Origin of the sequence: Paenarthrobacter sp. JL.01a (genome assembly GCF_025452095.1) — a bacterium.
Lineage (GTDB): Bacteria > Actinomycetota > Actinomycetes > Actinomycetales > Micrococcaceae > Arthrobacter.
In genome coordinates, this window is record NZ_CP104877.1 from 3102300 (window position 1) to 3117724 (window position 15425).

General features: G+C 63.9%; 15 protein-coding genes. 4 read left to right on the forward strand and 11 right to left on the reverse strand.

Translation table 11 applies throughout. The features are described from left to right. Nucleotides 1–4: 4 nt before the first annotated feature. Genes N5P29_RS14555 through N5P29_RS14565 form a run of 3 tightly spaced genes read right to left on the reverse strand, consistent with a single transcriptional unit; the run spans nucleotide 5 to nucleotide 2140 of the window. The gene (locus N5P29_RS14555; protein ID WP_262275568.1) at nucleotides 5–817 is read right to left on the reverse strand and encodes a shikimate 5-dehydrogenase; all 813 of its coding nucleotides are present in this window, start codon (nucleotides 815–817) and stop codon (nucleotides 5–7) included. A gap of 30 nt (nucleotides 818–847) precedes the next feature. After that, nucleotides 848–970: a type B 50S ribosomal protein L36 gene (gene ykgO, locus N5P29_RS14560; protein ID WP_011775528.1), complete on the reverse strand. Its 123-nt coding sequence runs from the start codon at nucleotides 968–970 to the stop codon at nucleotides 848–850. Nucleotides 971–1012: 42 nt separating this feature from the next. After that, a complete protein-coding gene (locus N5P29_RS14565) occupies nucleotides 1013–2140 on the reverse strand; it encodes a GTP-binding protein (RefSeq protein WP_262275569.1) in 1128 nt (375 codons plus the stop codon). A 178-nt stretch (nucleotides 2141–2318) separates the two neighbouring features. On the opposite strand from N5P29_RS14565, the gene N5P29_RS14570 reads away from it, so the two are divergent. Then, nucleotides 2319–3470: a glutamate--cysteine ligase gene (locus N5P29_RS14570; RefSeq protein ID WP_262275570.1), complete on the forward strand. Its 1152-nt coding sequence runs from the start codon at nucleotides 2319–2321 to the stop codon at nucleotides 3468–3470. An 18-nt stretch (nucleotides 3471–3488) separates the two neighbouring features. On the opposite strand, the gene tsaD is transcribed toward N5P29_RS14570, so the two are convergent. Genes tsaD through N5P29_RS14600 form a run of 6 tightly spaced genes read right to left on the reverse strand, consistent with a single transcriptional unit; the run spans nucleotide 3489 to nucleotide 8782 of the window. After that, on the reverse strand, nucleotides 3489–4625 hold the full coding sequence (tsaD, locus tag N5P29_RS14575; protein WP_262275571.1) for a tRNA (adenosine(37)-N6)-threonylcarbamoyltransferase complex transferase subunit TsaD: 1137 nt from the start codon (nucleotides 4623–4625) through the stop codon (nucleotides 3489–3491). Next, entirely contained in the window at nucleotides 4622–5125 is a 504-nt protein-coding gene (rimI, locus tag N5P29_RS14580) for a ribosomal protein S18-alanine N-acetyltransferase (RefSeq protein WP_262275572.1), read from the reverse strand. Before rimI ends, tsaD begins: the two co-directional genes overlap by 4 nt. Before the next feature lie 13 nt (nucleotides 5126–5138). Then, nucleotides 5139–5810 (reverse strand): tRNA (adenosine(37)-N6)-threonylcarbamoyltransferase complex dimerization subunit type 1 TsaB, encoded by a 672-nt coding sequence (gene tsaB, locus N5P29_RS14585; protein WP_262275573.1) that lies wholly within the window; start codon nucleotides 5808–5810, stop codon nucleotides 5139–5141. Continuing rightward, nucleotides 5810–6379: a tRNA (adenosine(37)-N6)-threonylcarbamoyltransferase complex ATPase subunit type 1 TsaE gene (gene tsaE, locus N5P29_RS14590; RefSeq protein ID WP_262275574.1), complete on the reverse strand. Its 570-nt coding sequence runs from the start codon at nucleotides 6377–6379 to the stop codon at nucleotides 5810–5812. The genes tsaB and tsaE overlap by 1 nt, the downstream gene beginning before the upstream one ends. Then, nucleotides 6376–7629, reverse strand: coding sequence for an alanine racemase (alr, locus tag N5P29_RS14595; protein WP_262275575.1), 1254 nt, complete (start codon nucleotides 7627–7629; stop codon nucleotides 6376–6378). The genes tsaE and alr overlap by 4 nt, the downstream gene beginning before the upstream one ends. A 58-nt stretch (nucleotides 7630–7687) precedes the next feature. Then, nucleotides 7688–8782, reverse strand: coding sequence for a carbohydrate kinase family protein (locus N5P29_RS14600; protein ID WP_262275576.1), 1095 nt, complete (start codon nucleotides 8780–8782; stop codon nucleotides 7688–7690). A gap of 47 nt (nucleotides 8783–8829) precedes the next feature. On the opposite strand from N5P29_RS14600, the gene N5P29_RS14605 reads away from it, so the two are divergent. After that, nucleotides 8830–10203, forward strand: coding sequence for a family 4 glycosyl hydrolase (locus N5P29_RS14605; protein WP_262275577.1), 1374 nt, complete (start codon nucleotides 8830–8832; stop codon nucleotides 10201–10203). 10 nt (nucleotides 10204–10213) lie between these two features. Here N5P29_RS14605 and N5P29_RS14610 read toward each other — a convergent pair whose 3' ends face one another. Further along, entirely contained in the window at nucleotides 10214–10732 is a 519-nt protein-coding gene (locus N5P29_RS14610; RefSeq protein ID WP_262275578.1) for a GNAT family N-acetyltransferase, read from the reverse strand. Between the two features lie 143 nt (nucleotides 10733–10875). Here N5P29_RS14610 and mshA point away from each other — a divergent pair, with 143 nt between their 5' ends. Then, nucleotides 10876–12120 carry a D-inositol-3-phosphate glycosyltransferase gene (gene mshA / locus N5P29_RS14615; protein WP_262275579.1) on the forward strand — a complete coding sequence of 415 codons (1245 nt, stop codon included), beginning with the start codon at nucleotides 10876–10878 and terminating at the stop codon, nucleotides 12118–12120. 101 nt (nucleotides 12121–12221) lie between these two features. Then, a complete protein-coding gene (locus tag N5P29_RS14620) occupies nucleotides 12222–13910 on the forward strand; it encodes a formate--tetrahydrofolate ligase (protein WP_262275580.1) in 1689 nt (562 codons plus the stop codon). 286 nt (nucleotides 13911–14196) lie between these two features. Here N5P29_RS14620 and N5P29_RS14625 read toward each other — a convergent pair whose 3' ends face one another. Next, the gene (locus tag N5P29_RS14625) at nucleotides 14197–15282 is read right to left on the reverse strand and encodes an inositol-3-phosphate synthase (protein WP_262275581.1); all 1086 of its coding nucleotides are present in this window, start codon (nucleotides 15280–15282) and stop codon (nucleotides 14197–14199) included. Nucleotides 15283–15425: the final 143 nt, after the last annotated feature.

Consider the following 15425-nt stretch of genomic DNA (forward strand, 5'->3'; position numbering starts at 1 on the left):
GGCGTCAGCGTCGCGAGAACTCAGAAGCTTCGCGCACCTGGCCGGGAGTCGGGCGCACCCCTGTGTAGAGGACGAACTGTTCCTCCGCCTGAATGGCGATGACTTCGGCTCCGGTGATGACCGGCTTTCCGGCAGCCCGCGCAGCGGTGATGAGCGGCGTTTCGGAGGGCAGCGCAACGACGTCGAAGACCACTTGCGCGGCGGCAATGGTGGCGTCATCGAAGGACTGCGCAGTTTCATCCGCTCCGGCCATGCCAAGCGGTGTGACGTTGATGATGAGGTCCGCGGTTGCTCCGTTGACGTTGTCCTGCCAGCCAAAACCGTACAGCTCCGCAAGAGCGCGGCCGGTGGTTTCATTGCGGGCGACAATGGTGACGGCGGTAAAGCCGGCATCCCGGAGGGCTGCGGCAACTGCCTTCGCCATACCCCCGGCCCCGCGCAGCAGGACCGTGTGGCTTGTGGGAACCTCGTGGTCCTTCAGCAGCCGGGCAATGGCGATGTAATCGGTGTTGTAGGCGGTCAGGACGCCGTCGTCGTTCACGATCGTGTTCACCGAATCGATGGCCCTGGCCGAGGGATCCAGCACATCCACCAGCGGAATGACGGCCTCCTTGTACGGCATGGACACCGCGGCGCCCCGGATCGGGAGGCCGCGGATGCCCGCAACGGCAAGGGTGATGTCAGCGGGTGCGAATGCCTTGTAGATAAAGTTCAATCCGAGCAGATCGTAAAGATAGTTGTGGAACCGGGTCCCGATATTGCTGGGGCGGGCCGCGAGCGAAATGCACAGGGACATGTCTTTATTCAGGATGGGCATCCACCCATTAAACAACGGGCCGTTGACCGTTTAGCCTTGGCGCGCCTTCATTCGCGGGTTGTTCTTGTTGATGACGAATGTGCGGCCACGCCTGCGGACGATCTGGGCGCCCGGGATCTTCTTGAGTGCACGCAGCGAGTTCCTGACCTTCATGGTGTTTCTCCTTCTACTTGGGTGGTTTGGCTTTGGAGGCTTCTACAGGGCATTGCTCAGATCCAGCGGATCCTCCCACACGGCAAAATCCGCTTCCATCTCGGCCTCCGTGAGCTGGCAGCTATCCAGGAGATCGCGGACTTCCCCGGCGTCGATGTCCTGCGAGTACCCGGTGAAGGCCAGGACCGTGCCACGGTCTCCATGGCTCGGGTGCCAGTCGAGGGCGGCATCGACGTCCGTTCCGGGCACTTGTTCAGGCCGGTCGGCCAGCCAGGTTCCGGTGCTTTCGAGCCAGACCCGGGGACCAATGCCTTGCACGGCAATCCGGGTTGTGGGAGCCGAGGCAATCCAGAGACGCCCGCGCATCCAATGGGTTCCGCTGGCCAGGTGTGGCAGGGCGTCGCGGAAACGCCCCGGATGCAAAGGACGACCGGCTTTATGCAGCACGGTGGTGAAGGAACCTTGGGATTCGCTGACAGGAAGACGTACGACGCCGGGCTTGTTCCGGGCCGCCGCTTCGGCGGGGTCGAAGCACCCCGGCCGGAACGTGTCAGCCGGAGCCACGAGGTGGGCATGGGGCGCCAGCTCGCCCAGCAGTTCAACTCCCGTCAACCATGGTTCCGATCCTTCGCCCGGATTTCCGGACAACACGGAGCCCAGGCCCGGGGACATGAGCACGGTATCCACCTGCCCGAATTCTCCGACGAGGAACTCGCCGCTGGTGCGCTCGTCGCTGGGCATCGAGGTGAAGCCGGATTCGAACAGCGTGTGCCGGTCCCAGATCTGATTGTCCACGTCCGCCGGATCAAGGGCCAGAACCGCATTGTCAATGACCACGGGGCCGTCGAGTCCGCGCCGGAGTTCGTCAACGGCCATGCCCGTGGCGACACCCGGAGGCAGGCCAAGGACCACGTGGTCGAAGCCGCATGCGGCGAGCCGTTCCGCCGTCGGGACTACATCCAACCGGACTGTGCAGCTTAGGCAGCCGTGTTCCAACAGTGTCGTTTCCCGCTCGAAGAGCCGTCCATCGCGGAATACGCGACGAAGGACCAACGATCCGTCCAGGAGGTCGTGGAGGACCACCACGGAATTGTCGTGGGTGCGGCCCAGCCGTTCTGCGGCGGCTTCGCGGCACTGACTGTCGAGGGAGCTGACAACGGTGAAATGCATGGAATGACAATAATGCGAATGGTTCTCAATAGCAAATCAGCCAGGGGAACGGTTACGTTCCGTGAGGCTTGACCATAAGGCTGCATTAGACTTGATCCGACCGCTGGCGGCCCCGCAGCGGGGAACCACGGCCGGCTGGGGCAACCCTCAGCCGGGAAGTACATACTGAGGGGACTACGTGCAGATTGATTTTGCGCCATCCAGGCAATCGACACTGGGTGTGGAATGGGAGTTGGCGCTCGTCAATGCACGCACCGGAGAACTTGTTTCCGTGGCAAACGATGTCCTCAAAGGCGTGGCAGCAAACCACCCGGACCTCAACGAGGACGACGAACACCCCCATATCAAGCGCGAACTCCTCCTAAACACGGTGGAACTCGTCACCGGCATCTGCGAAACAGTCAAGGACGCCAAAGAGGACCTCAGCCGCTCCCTCGAAGCAGTACGGGAAGTCACCGATCCCATGGGCGTCGAAGTGTTCTGCGCCGGCAGCCATCCCTTCAGCCCTCCCCTGCTGCAGCCCGTCACCGACAAAGAGCGCTACGCCAAGCTGATCGAACGGACCCAATGGTGGGGACGCCAGATGGTCATCTACGGCGTGCACGTCCACGTGGGCATCGACCGGAAGGAAAAAGTCCTTCCGATCCTGGACGGTTTGGTCAACTACTTCCCGCACTTCCAGGCGTTGTCGGCTTCCAGCCCCTACTGGGCCGGCGAAGAAACGGGCTACGCTTCCCAGCGCGCGCTCATGTTCCAGCAACTCCCGACGGCGGGACTGCCCTTCCAGTTCGACACCTGGGAAGGCTACGAAGCCTACGTCCAGGACATGTTCACCACCGGCGTGATTGACGCGATCTCGGAGATCCGCTGGGACATCCGGCCTGTCGCAGCCTTGGGCACCATCGAGATGCGGATTTGCGACGGACTCGCCACGTTGGAGGAAGTTGGCGCAATCGCGGCGTTGACGCAATGCCTGGTCCACGAATTCTCCGGCATCCTCGACGCCGGCGGAACCATTCCCACCATGCCTCCGTGGCACGTGCAGGAAAACAAGTGGCGCGCTGCCCGCTACGGCATGGAAGCCATCATCATCCTCGATGCTGAAGGCAACGAAAAGCTGGTGACCGAGCACCTGTCCGAGACCTTGGAACGACTGGAACCCATCGCAACTGAACTCGGTTGCTCCGAGGAACTGAAGGACGTTGCGAAGATCATTGAACGGGGTGCGAGCTACCAGCGCCAGCGCCGCGTCGCAGCCGAACACAACGGCGACCTCCAGGCCGTGGTGATGGATCTCGTCCAGCAGATGCGCAAAGGCCCGGACGCCTAGGAGGACAACGCTTGTTGGCTAGGCGGGTACTGACACCGTGGTGACAGGCATTGACGAATCCGGCGCAAACTCCACCCCGCTGGGGCGGACGCCTGCCATGATCAACTGGGCTCCAAGGGCCGCCACCATGGCTCCGTTGTCAGTGCACAAATCCAACGGGGGTACGTGAAGCCTGATTCCGGCCGAGGTGCAGCGCTGCCCGGTCAGTTCCCGGAGCCGCGAGTTGGCGGCGACGCCCCCTCCGAGCAGGAGGTCGGTAATGCCGTTCTCCTTGCACGCCAGGATTGCCTTCGACGTGATGACATCCACCACGGCCTCCTGGAAGGCTGCCGCAACGTCCGCCACGGGTACTTCTTCGCCCCGTGCCTCGAACTGCTCCACACACCGTGCCACTGCGGTTTTCAAACCGCTGAATGACCAGTCATATCGGTGCGGCCCCTTTTCCTCCGCGGTGCCCATGTATTTGGGCTGGGTCAGGCCGCGCGGGAAACGGATCGATTTGGGGTTGCCTTGGCGGGCCAGTTTGTCGATGGCAGGACCGCCCGGATAGCCGAGGCCCAGGATCCGCGCTACTTTGTCGTACGCTTCTCCGGCGGCGTCGTCAATGGTCGATCCCAACAGCTCAACATCGTCGGTGATGCTGCGGATACGCAGGATTTCCGTGTGCCCACCCGATACCAGGAGCGCTCCCAGGTTCTCCGGCAACGTCCCGGCACCCATGCCGGCGGCAGCACCGGCGTCGGGCTTTCCGTTCGTCCCGGGCCGCTTGTCCAGCAGCCCCACACCAACGTGGGCCACCAAGTGGTTGATCGCGTACAGGGGTTTTCCGGTGGCGAGAGCCAACGCCTTCGCGGCGCAAACTCCAACCATCAGTGCCCCGGCGAGCCCCGGGCCGGACGTCACGGCGATGGCGTCGATGTCCTCAAGGGTCACACCGGCTTCATGCAGTGATTCCTGCAGTGTCGGGACAAAGGCGTCCAGGTGGGCGCGGGAGGCAATCTCCGGGATCACCCCGCCGAACCGTACGTGCTCATCCATGGAAGAAGAAACCGTATTGGTGAGCAAGGTAGTCCCACGGACGATGCCGACACCTGTCTCATCGCAGGACGATTCGATACCGAGCACCAAGGGCTGGTGCGGAGCAGACGTGCTCATGCTGTGGGTCCTTCCTGGGAGGGGGCGTCACCGAGCTGCAACCGCATGATCAGCGCATCGGTGCCATCACGGTAATAGCGGGGCCGGACGTGGATCTGCTCGAAACCGAAGCGCAGGTACAGCTGCTGTGCCCGGGGGTTGTCTGCCCGAACCTCAAGCAGGACATCTGCTGCGCGGCGGCGGCGGGCCTCGTCGATCAATTCGGTCAACATGGCCGAGCCGATCCCCTTGCCCTCGTACTCAGGGACGACGGCGATCGTCTGCACATCCGCGATGGGCTCGATGCACATCAGGCCGGCGTAACCAACGATTTCGTTGCCCACCTCTGCCACTACATAACGGCGGGTCCCAGGCTGGGCCAATTCATCGATGAACATCTGCAGCGGCCAAGCGTCGACGGGGAAGAGCCGGCGCTCCAGCGCCTCCACTTCCCGGATATCCGCGTGCCCCATGTCCCGCAGGGAAATCCCGGCGAGCTCCAGCTTCGGTGACAATTTCACAGTTTCCGTCCGATCAGAGCGCGCGTTTGCGGGGACCGGGCACCTGGGCGTCCGATTCCCGCAAGTACAAAGGCGTGGAATCCAACAGTGGCTGCCCGGCGTTCAGGCGGGCCAAGGCGAACTGGCCCAGGGATGCGGCATCCGGCTGTGTCGTGGCGAAGTCCTTGTCGGCGCGCAGGACATCGGCGTACAGACCCGCACCCGCTCCGAAAACAGGCAGGTCCGGCAATTCAGAGGCGAAGCCGACGTGCGGGCCATCGACGAGTTCAGGAAGCTGCCCCTGGACGTAGGTGTAACGGGCCCAGTAGACCTCTTTGCGCCTGGCATCGGTGGCCACCAGGAATTCCGGGGCAGCAACGGTGGACTCAGCCACTTCAAGGGCGATCGCATCCAGGCTCATCAGCCCGTACAACGGCTTGTCCCACACGAAGGCCAGGGTGCGGGCAGTCGCGATGCCGGACCGGAGTCCGGTGAAGGGACCCGGCCCAACACCGGTGACGATGGCATCTATGTCAGCACCCGTTACGCCGGCTCCCGCCAGCAGCTTCTCAATGCCCGGTGCCAGTACTTCGGCGTGGCTACGGGTGTCCTCCGTAGCGAAGGAATCCACCACGCCTTCCATGGCGTCATTGGAAATGAGGGCGGCACTGGCCACAGCCGACGTATCAATAGCCAGGATCAGCATCAGTTGCCTCCCTGTTCTGCGTTTTCAAGAAGCGAAGGAGCCTCGGCCCAACGGGGACCAAAGCCGCGAAAAACAATGGTGCGGGGCTCGTCGTCGTCATCGGTATCGAAGTCCAAGGCATCCTGTGCCTCCGTGGACCTTTGACCGCCGACGGACCTGTGCAGCTGAACTTCCAGCCGGCTCTCAGACAGGTGCTCTACCCGGTCCCGGCCCCACTCCACCACCGTGACGGCGGTATCCATGGTGTTCTCGAGATCGATGTCGTCGATCTCAGCAGCGGATTCCAGCCTGTAGGCATCCACGTGGACAAGGTCCGGGCCGCCCGGCCGGGGTCCGTCGGGCAGGTTCGGGTGGATCCTGACCAATACGAAGGTGGGCGAGATGATCCCGGCGCGCACGCCCAGCCCCTCCCCCAGTCCTTGAGTGAACGTGGTCTTGCCGGCTCCCAGCTCGCCGGTCAGGACCAAGAGGTCACCGGCCTCCAGTACCCCACCGAGGGCCGCGGCGAGCGCGTGGGTCTGGTCCGCCGTCGTAACGGTCAACCGTCGCTCCCAATAGGCTTCGCTCACAGCGCCGCCTTTTCGGCGTGGGCGGAAACGGCCGAGGATTCTTCCGGAGCCGCCGGTACCTCGTTGACGTAGCTGCGCGGCACCCTGGAGCTGATGCGGGTGACGATTTCGTAGTTGTTGGTTCCTGCCGCCGCGGCCCAGTCGTCGGCGGTGGGGCCGTTGTCTGCGCCGTCGCCGAACATGACAGCTTCCGCGCCCTTGTAGGCGGCCGCCGTCTCCGGGCTCATCGGTCCGAGGTCGATGACCATCTGGTCCATGGCAATCCTGCCCACCACAGGGTAGTTGACGCCGTTGACGCGGACAGGACCCCCGGTACCGATCCGCGGGACACCATCGGCGTAACCCAAGGGCACCAGGCCAAGGGTGCTCTCCTCGCTGGTCCGGTAGTTCAGGCCGTAGGAGACACCCTGGCCTTCAGGGACCTTCTTGCAGTTGGAAAGGAGCGTGCGGACCGTCATTGCAGGGTGCAGGCCGAGTTCGGCGGAGGTGGCGCCCTCAAAGGGGGACAAACCGTAGACGCCCAGTCCTACGCGGACGAGGTCGAAATGCGAGTCCGGCCGGGACAAGGTCGCAGGGGTGTTGGCAATGTGCCGGACTTCCGTGTCCACTCCGGCGTCCTCGGCCATGGCGATGGCTTCGCGGAACACGGCGAGTTGCTCATCGGTTTCAGGCCGGTGTGGTTCATCAGCCACGGCGAGGTGCGAGAAGATGCCGACCACCCGCAGCAAGCCCTGGTCCTGGTAGTCCATGGCCTGGCCCAGGAGCTGGTCCCAATCGGCGATGGTGCAGCCGTTGCGGCCGAGGCCGGTGTCCACTTTCAGGTGTACCCGCGCGGGCCGTTCCTGCTCGCGCGCTGCCGCAACGACAGCGTCAAGTTCCCATCCCGAGATTCCGACGTCGATGCCGGCGGCGACTGCCGCTTGGAAGTTGCTCTCCCGGGTGTGCAGCCACGCAAGGATGGGGGCATCGATGCTGGCGGCCCTCAGAGCGAGGGCCTCGGAAATATGCGCGACGCCCAACCAGGCGGCACCGGCGTCGAGGGCGGCCCGGGCAACCTGGACGGCGCCGTGGCCGTAGGCGTCGGCTTTCACCACCGCCATCACGGCGGCGGGAGAGGCAATGCCGACGAACTGCCGGACATTGTGGCGCACTGCTTCGAGGTCGATCACAGCGGACCGTTCAAGCACCGCCGCTTTGGCTATTGCGGCCTTGGAGCCGATCCCGATTTCTGCAGCTGCTTCATAAGTCACCCTAGAGATTCTAGTGGTGCCAGTGAATTCGGGTTAACTGCGGGGCCGGTTGCCGCCGCTACTGGGCATCGGAGAGGTGGGCGATGGTGGCCCTCGCGCGACGTTGGGCTTCGGCCGGAATGTCCTTCACGATCGGTTCCAGGAACGCGAAGCGCCGCAGCCACTGGCTTGACTGCCGTTCCTTCCGCGCGTTGGCCCGTTGCCACCAGTCCGCGATGTCGCCCCACCCCGGCGCGGCCAACGATCCGCCAACCTGCTGGACAGCCAACGAGGCGCAGAGGTTGGCAAAGCGGAGGCGGTCACCAAGCCGCCATCCCGCGAGGCATCCGACGATGAAGGCCGCTCCAAAGCAGTCCCCGGCCCCCGTGGGATCGGCGGCCGAAACGGGCAAGGAAGGAACCCACTCTTCCTCGCCGCTTTCCGAGTCCACTGCCACCGCACCCTGGGGGCCAAGGGTCACCACCGCCACCGGAACGCGGTCCGCCAGGGCATACAACGCCGCCCAGGGGTCGGACTTGCCGGTGAAGGCCATGGCCTCCGGCGCGTTGGGCAGGAAGGCATAGTAATTTTCGAGCTGGTCCAGCCTGCGCTCCGACCATTGTCCAGTCGGGTCCCATCCCACGACGCCGAAGAGCCTGGTGCCGGCGGCCTTTGCTGCAACCATCCACGGCTCCATCTCCTCTTCCAAGTCGGCCACTGCTGCGAGCGCCCGGGGAGGCTGGCCAATCAACTGGGATGAAGTGATCGGGGCAGGATGGCCGTGGGTGACCATGGAGCGGTCCTGGTTCACGCACATGGAGACGGTCACAGGAGAATGCCATCCGGGAACGCGCCGGGACAAGGACAGGTCCACGTGTTCCTGTGTTTCGAGGATCTGCCAGTTGTAGTCGCCGTAGCCGTCGTCGCCGAAGGTAGCGGCAAGGTTGGTCCGCAGTCCAAGCCGGGCCGCTGCGATGGCCTGGTTCGCGACTCCTCCGGGGCAGCTTCCCATCCCCTCACTCCACACTTCGGTCCCGGGTTCGGGCGCTTGGGGAAGGCCGGTGAAGATGATGTCCTGGAAGACCGTGCCGGTCAGGAGAAGATCGCAACCGGCGTCGGCGTCGGGCCTCACGGCAGCAAGGGGGTCGAATCGTCGCTGGGGCATAGCGTCCATGAACGGCACACTACGCCGGAGCTTGCGGGGCTGCATAGACTCGGAGCATGCGGCTCATGATCGCCGGTGGTGGCGGGTTCCGGGTTCCCCTCGTGTACCGGGCGTTGTGTGAGGGCCCGTTCGCCGGTTTGGTCAGCGAACTGGTGCTTTTCGACGTCGACGAACAACGGCTCAGTGCCATCCGGGCAGTACTGGACGCCATGCCCGTCAAATCCGGCTCCGTTCCCGTCGTCGTGGCGTGTACGGATCTCGGCGAGGCACTTACGGGGACCAACGTCGTGTTCGCGGCCATTCGGCCCGGCGGAACGGCCGGCAGGATCGCCGATGAGGGCGTTGCGCTGTCGCTCGGCTTGCTGGGCCAGGAGACCACCGGCGCCGGCGGAATTTCCTACGCTCTGCGTTCCATCCCCCGGATGTTCGAACTCGCCGATGCCATGCGGCGGCATTGCCCCGACGCCTGGCTGATCAACTTCACCAATCCTGCCGGCATGGTTACGGAGGCCTTGGTACCGGTCCTTGGGAAGCGGGTCATCGGGATCTGCGATTCCGCCGGAGGACTGGTTCATCGGGCGGCCCGGGCGGCCGGCTATCGCCTGGCAGAAGGAAATCTCGACGGCGTGGGCTACTACGGGCTGAACCACCTCGGCTGGCTCTACCGGCTGGCACCGGGGGGTACGGATCTGCTGCCCGGGTTGCTGAAGGATCGCACCGCCCTGGAGTCGCTGGAGGAAGGGCGACTGTTCGGGCAACACGTCCTGGACAGACTGGGGGCCATCCCCAACGAATACCTTTACTACTACTACCAGACCGCGCAGGCCACCAGAGCGATCCGTGGACAAAGCCAAACCCGTGGGGCGTCCATCCACGAACAGCAGCATTCCCTGTATCCGGAGTTGCTCCGTTCCGATGATGCCTACGCGCTGTGGGACGCGGCGCGGCGGTCCCGTGAAGAGGGTTACCTCGCTGAGGCCCGCCTTCATGGGGAACAACGCGATGAGGCAGATCTCGCCGGCGGCGGTTATGAGCGGGTGGCTTTGTCCGTCATGCGGGCCCTCTCCGGGGGCGGCGCCGCCCAGCTCATCCTCAACGTGCCCAACGCGCCGGTGCTGGCTGCTCCCGCCGCCGCTGAGGTTGCCGTGCCCGGGTTGCCGGCGGACGCCGTCGTCGAAGTCCCGTCACGGGTGACGCCCGACGGCGCGGTGGCGGTTGCGCAGGATCGCCCGCCAGGGCAGTTCCTCACTTTGATGCAGCACGTCAAGGAAGTGGAGCGGCTCACGATCCGCGCCATCCGCGAGCACGACCGCGAAGCCGCAGTCCAGGCCTTTGCCTCGCATCCTCTGGTTGGATCGGAGCTGTTGGGCCGGCAACTGCTCGCGGGGTATGAGGAAGCCTTTCCCACGCTGGCCGGGCTCTGGGAGTGACGCTTCGGCTTTACAGCTTGCGGTACATCACGTGCAGGCCGACATAGCCGATCTCAGGGTGGTTGAAGGCCTCGGGGACGGTGGCGAGGATACGGAATCCCATCGATTGCCACAGCCACACGGCCCTGACGTTGCTCTCCACAACGGCGTTGTATTGCATCGCGTAGAACCCCGCGGCTTTGGCCTCCGCAAGGGAGTATGCACAGAGAGCGCGGGCAATACCCTGGCCCGAGTGGTTGGCCGACACCATGTAACCTGCGTTGGCCACATGGCTACCACCGCCACCCTGGTTGGCGTGGAACTCCCCGGTGCCCAGGATCTTGCCGGACTCCCGGTCCACGGCAACAAAGGTCTGGCCGGGGGCGTCCTTGGTCCATTTGGCCCTGGCTGCTTCCTCGGTAGTGTCGCGGTCCCAGGTGAAGGTCTCCCCTTCACGGATCACGGGCTCCAGGATGGACCAGATCCCGGCCCAGTCCTCTGCGCTTGCCGGACGGATGTCGAAGGCTTGTTCTTGGCTCACAGGCCACACGCTAGCAGCCTCGTAGGGCAGGGGTTTTCCACATAGCCGCGACTGCCCAGCGACTGTCCACATACCGGGGCCACTTTCCCGGGGCATGCACCGGCAGGAGTAGTGTTTTCTGCAGTGAAGTGGTGAAAGTCAGGAGGGATGCCATGCCGATGGTCCGTCGTGTGGCATTCCTGTCGCTGCATACGTCCCCCATGGAGCAGCCCGGCGCCGGCGATGCCGGCGGAATGAATGTCTACGTTCGGGCTTTGGCCATGGCCCTGGCAGAATCCGGCGTGGAGGTGGAGATCTTTACGCGGGCCACAAAAACCAGCCAGCCCGCCGTCGAGCATCCCGGCCCGGGCGTGTGCGTCCACAACATTCCCGCCGGACCCCGCCGCAAGGTTCCGAAGGAAGAACTGCCCGAACTGCTGCACCAGATGGTGGTGGAGATAGACAACATCCGGAACCAGCAGCTGCATGGCCGTTACGACGCCATCCATTCCCACTATTGGGTTTCCGGTGTTGCGGGCCTGGAACTGTCCGCTTTGTGGGGCGTCCCGCTGGTGCACACCATGCACACCATGGCCAAAGTGAAGAACCTGGTGCTGCAACCGGGCGAACGCCCGGAGCCGCGACGCCGGGAGAACGGCGAGCAACGGATTGTCGACGGCGCCGACCGCCTGGTTGCCAACACCCCCGCCGAGGCTGATGAGCTTGTGTCCCACTACGGGGCCGACCGTGACCGGATCGATGTCGCTCCGCCCGGGGTGGACTTGAACGTCTTCACACCCGCTTTCCGCAAGAAATCACGCGCCGGTCTGGACGTGAGGCCGAACAGCTTCCACATTCTGTTCGCCGGCCGGATCCAGCGGCTTAAGGGGCCGCAGGTCTTCGTCAAGGCAGCCAGCATCCTACGGAAGCGACGACCGGACATTGACCTGGAAATGACAATCCTGGGTGCGCTCAGCGGGGCCAAGGACTTCAATCTCCAGCAGATTATCAGCGACGCCGGAATGGACGACGTCGTGACTCACCGCCCGCCGGTGGTGGCGACGGAGTTGGCTGGCTGGTTCCGCTCGGCCGACGTCGTGGTGATGCCTTCATTCAGCGAATCCTTCGGTCTGGTCGCTTTGGAAGCACAGGCGTGCGGCACACCGGTGGTTGCCACCAACGTCGGAGGGCTCTCCCGGGCCATCTCGGATGGCCGCACCGGCATCCTCGTGAACGGGCACGACCCCTCCGACTGGGCTGATGCCCTGGAGGACCTCTACGACGACGTGCAGACCCGTGAAGATATGGGCCGGCTCGCTGCCACCCATGCTGAGTCCTTCGGGTGGCAACGCACAGCCGCAATCACCTTGGAGAGCTATCGCGAAGCCGTCGGAGGACTGCTGCTCCCCAGGGGTTGAGGTTCCTCAGCTTCCTGCCCCACTGCTGGTAGATTGGCGCGCACAGCGTCTGCGCCACAAGCGTCAGCCCTGAAACGGGAACATCCAGCCGAAGGACAACGATGTCTGAAGACAAGGTCTTGAGTGATCTTGAGATTGCCCATCAAGCCGCCATCCTCCCCATCGAGGAGATCGCCCAGAGAGCCGGCATCCCGCGTGACGCCCTGGAGCTGTACGGGCCGTACAAAGCAAAGATCAACACAGGCAAGCTGGTTGTTTCCGGGAACAAGGCACCGGGAAAAGTGGTCCTGGTCTCTGCCATGTCCCCCACCCCGGCGGGCGAGGGCAAGTCGACCACAACGGTGGGCCTTGCCGATTCCCTGGCACGCGCCGGGCATAGGGTGATGATTGCTCTCCGGGAGCCTTCACTGGGCCCCATTCTTGGAATGAAGGGCGGGGCCACGGGCGGCGGATACTCCCAGGTCCTGCCAATGGACGACATCAATCTGCACTTCACCGGGGATTTCCACGCGATCACCTCTGCCAACAATGCACTCATGGCCTTGGTGGACAACCACATTTTCCAAGGAAACCAGCTTGGCATCGACCCACGCCGAATGACGTTCAAACGCGTGCTGGACATGAATGACCGTGCTTTGCGGGAAGTGGTCATAGGCCTCGGCGGCCCTGCCCAGGGCGTACCGCGCCAGGACGGCTTCGACATCACCGTGGCATCGGAAATCATGGCCGTGTTCTGCCTGGCCACTGACCTGGACGATCTGCGGACCCGACTGGGCCGGATCACCTTTGGATACACCTACGACCGCGCACCGGTTACCGTAGCTGACCTCGGCGTTGAAGGCGCGCTCACCATGCTGCTGAAGGACGCCATCAAGCCAAACCTTGTCCAAACCATCGCCGGGACTCCGGCATTGGTTCACGGTGGTCCGTTCGCGAACATTGCCCATGGATGCAACTCATTGATCGCCACCAGGACGGCCATGCAACTTGCTGACGTCGTGGTCACTGAGGCGGGCTTCGGCGCGGACCTTGGCGCGGAAAAGTACATGGACATCAAGGCGCGCATCGCAGACGTGGCGCCATGCGCCGTCGTGGTTGTTGCCACCATCCGTGCGCTGAAGATGCAAGGCGGCGTACCCAAGGAGCGCCTGAGCGAACCGGACCTGGACGCGATGGCGGCCGGGGTGGAGAACCTTAGGAGGCATCTGCGGAACGTGGCCAAGTTCGGCATCACGCCTGTTGTCTCCATCAACAAGTTCGCCACCGACACTGCCGGGGAACTTGAATGGCTCCTGTCCTGGTGTGCCACCGAAGGCGTGGAGGCCGCCGTCGCCGATGTCTGGGGTCGCGGCGGTGGTGGCGACGGCGGCGACGAGCTCGCAGCCAAGGTGGCGGCCGCGTTGGGCGCGGCTTCGGACTTCCACCACCTCTATCCGCTGGAGCTGCCTGTTGAGGACAAGATCCGGACGATTGTGCAGGAGATCTACGGGGCCGACGGCGTCGAATTTTCCGTACCGGCGTTGCGACGGCTGGCGGAGATCGAAAAGAACGGCTGGTCCGGCATGCCGGTCTGCATGGCAAAAACGCAGTATTCCTTCACCGACGATGCCTCCAGGCTCGGAGCGCCCAAGGGGTTCAGGGTGCACGTACGCGACCTCATTCCCAAGACTGGTGCCGGCTTCATCGTTGCCTTGACGGGGGCCGTCATGACGATGCCAGGGCTGCCGAAGGAACCGGCCGCGATGCGCATGGACGTGGACGCGGAGGGCAACCCCACCGGTCTCTTCTGACCCTCTCTCACATCCCCCGTGTTTCCTCCAAACCCTCACTCACATCTCGACCGCTTCACCCCATCCCTCACTCACATCCCGACCGCTTCACCCCATCCCTCACTCACATCCCCCGGGTTTCCTCCAAACCCTCCTCCATTGGGGTGGGGAACGTGAGAGAGCGACCCGCCCAAACCCCGGGAACATGAGAGAGCGACCCGCCCAAACCCCGGGCATGTGAGAGAGGGTCCGGAAACGACTGACGCCCCCGCACAGAAGTACGGGGGCGTCAGAGGTAACGCGGTGTTTAGCGCTCGATGTCGCCGCGGATGAAGGCTTCGACCTTCTCACGGGCGATGTCATCGTTGAACTGCTCCGGCGGGGACTTCATGAAGTAGCTGGAAGCCGAGAGCAGGGGTCCGCCGACACCGCGGTCCAGGCCGATCTTGGCGGCACGGATGGCGTCGATGATCACGCCTGCGGAGTTCGGGGAATCCCAGACCTCAAGCTTGTACTCGAGGGAAACCGGGGCATCGCCGAAGTTGCGGCCCTCGAGGCGGACGAAGGCCCACTTGCGGTCATCGAGCCAGGCAACGTAGTCGGACGGGCCGATGTGAACGTCGTCGGCGTGCAGCTCGGCCTCAACGTTGGAGGTGACGGCCTGGGTCTTGGAGATCTTCTTGGATTCCAAGCGGTCGCGCTCAAGCATGTTCTTGAAGTCCATGTTGCCGCCAACGTTCAGCTGGTACGTGCGGTCCAGAGTGACGCCGCGGTCTTCGAACAGCTTGGCCATCACGCGGTGGGTGATGGTGGCACCGATCTGGCTCTTGATGTCGTCGCCCACAATCGGGATACCGGCTTCGGTGAACTTGTCGGCCCATTCCTTGGTGCCGGCGATGAACACCGGGAGGGCGTTCACAAAGGCAACACCGGCGTCGATGGCGCACTGGGCGTAGAACTTTGCAGCCTGCTCCGAACCGACCGGCAGGTAGCAGACCATGACGTCGACCTTGGCTTCGCGGAGGGCGGCAACGACGTCGACTGCTTCCTCGGGAGCCTCAACGATGGTCTCGCGGTAGTACTTGCCCAAACCGTCCAGAGTGTGGCCACGCTGGACGGTGACGCCCGTCGCGGGGACGTCGGCAATCTTGATGGTGTTGTTTTCGCTGGCGCCGATGGCGTCTGCCAGGTCCAGCCCGACCTTCTTGCTATCAACATCGAAAGCAGCAACGAACTGGACGTCGTTGACGTGGTACTGGCCGAACTCGACGTGCATCAGACCCGGGATCGTGGCCTTCGGGTCAGCGTCGCGGTAGTACTGAACACCTTGGACCAGCGATGCGGCGCAGTTGCCTACGCCGACAATGGCAACACGAATCGGATGTGAAGACACGGAACTCCTTTGAGAACTAAAGCTCAGGTGCCAGGCGCAACCCTGACTGAGTCCAGGGCACGGCTGATTGGCACGGCGCCATTTCGGCGCACACTTGCATTGTAGCCAACACAGAAGGGACCGGCTTTGTTCCCCGCCGGCCC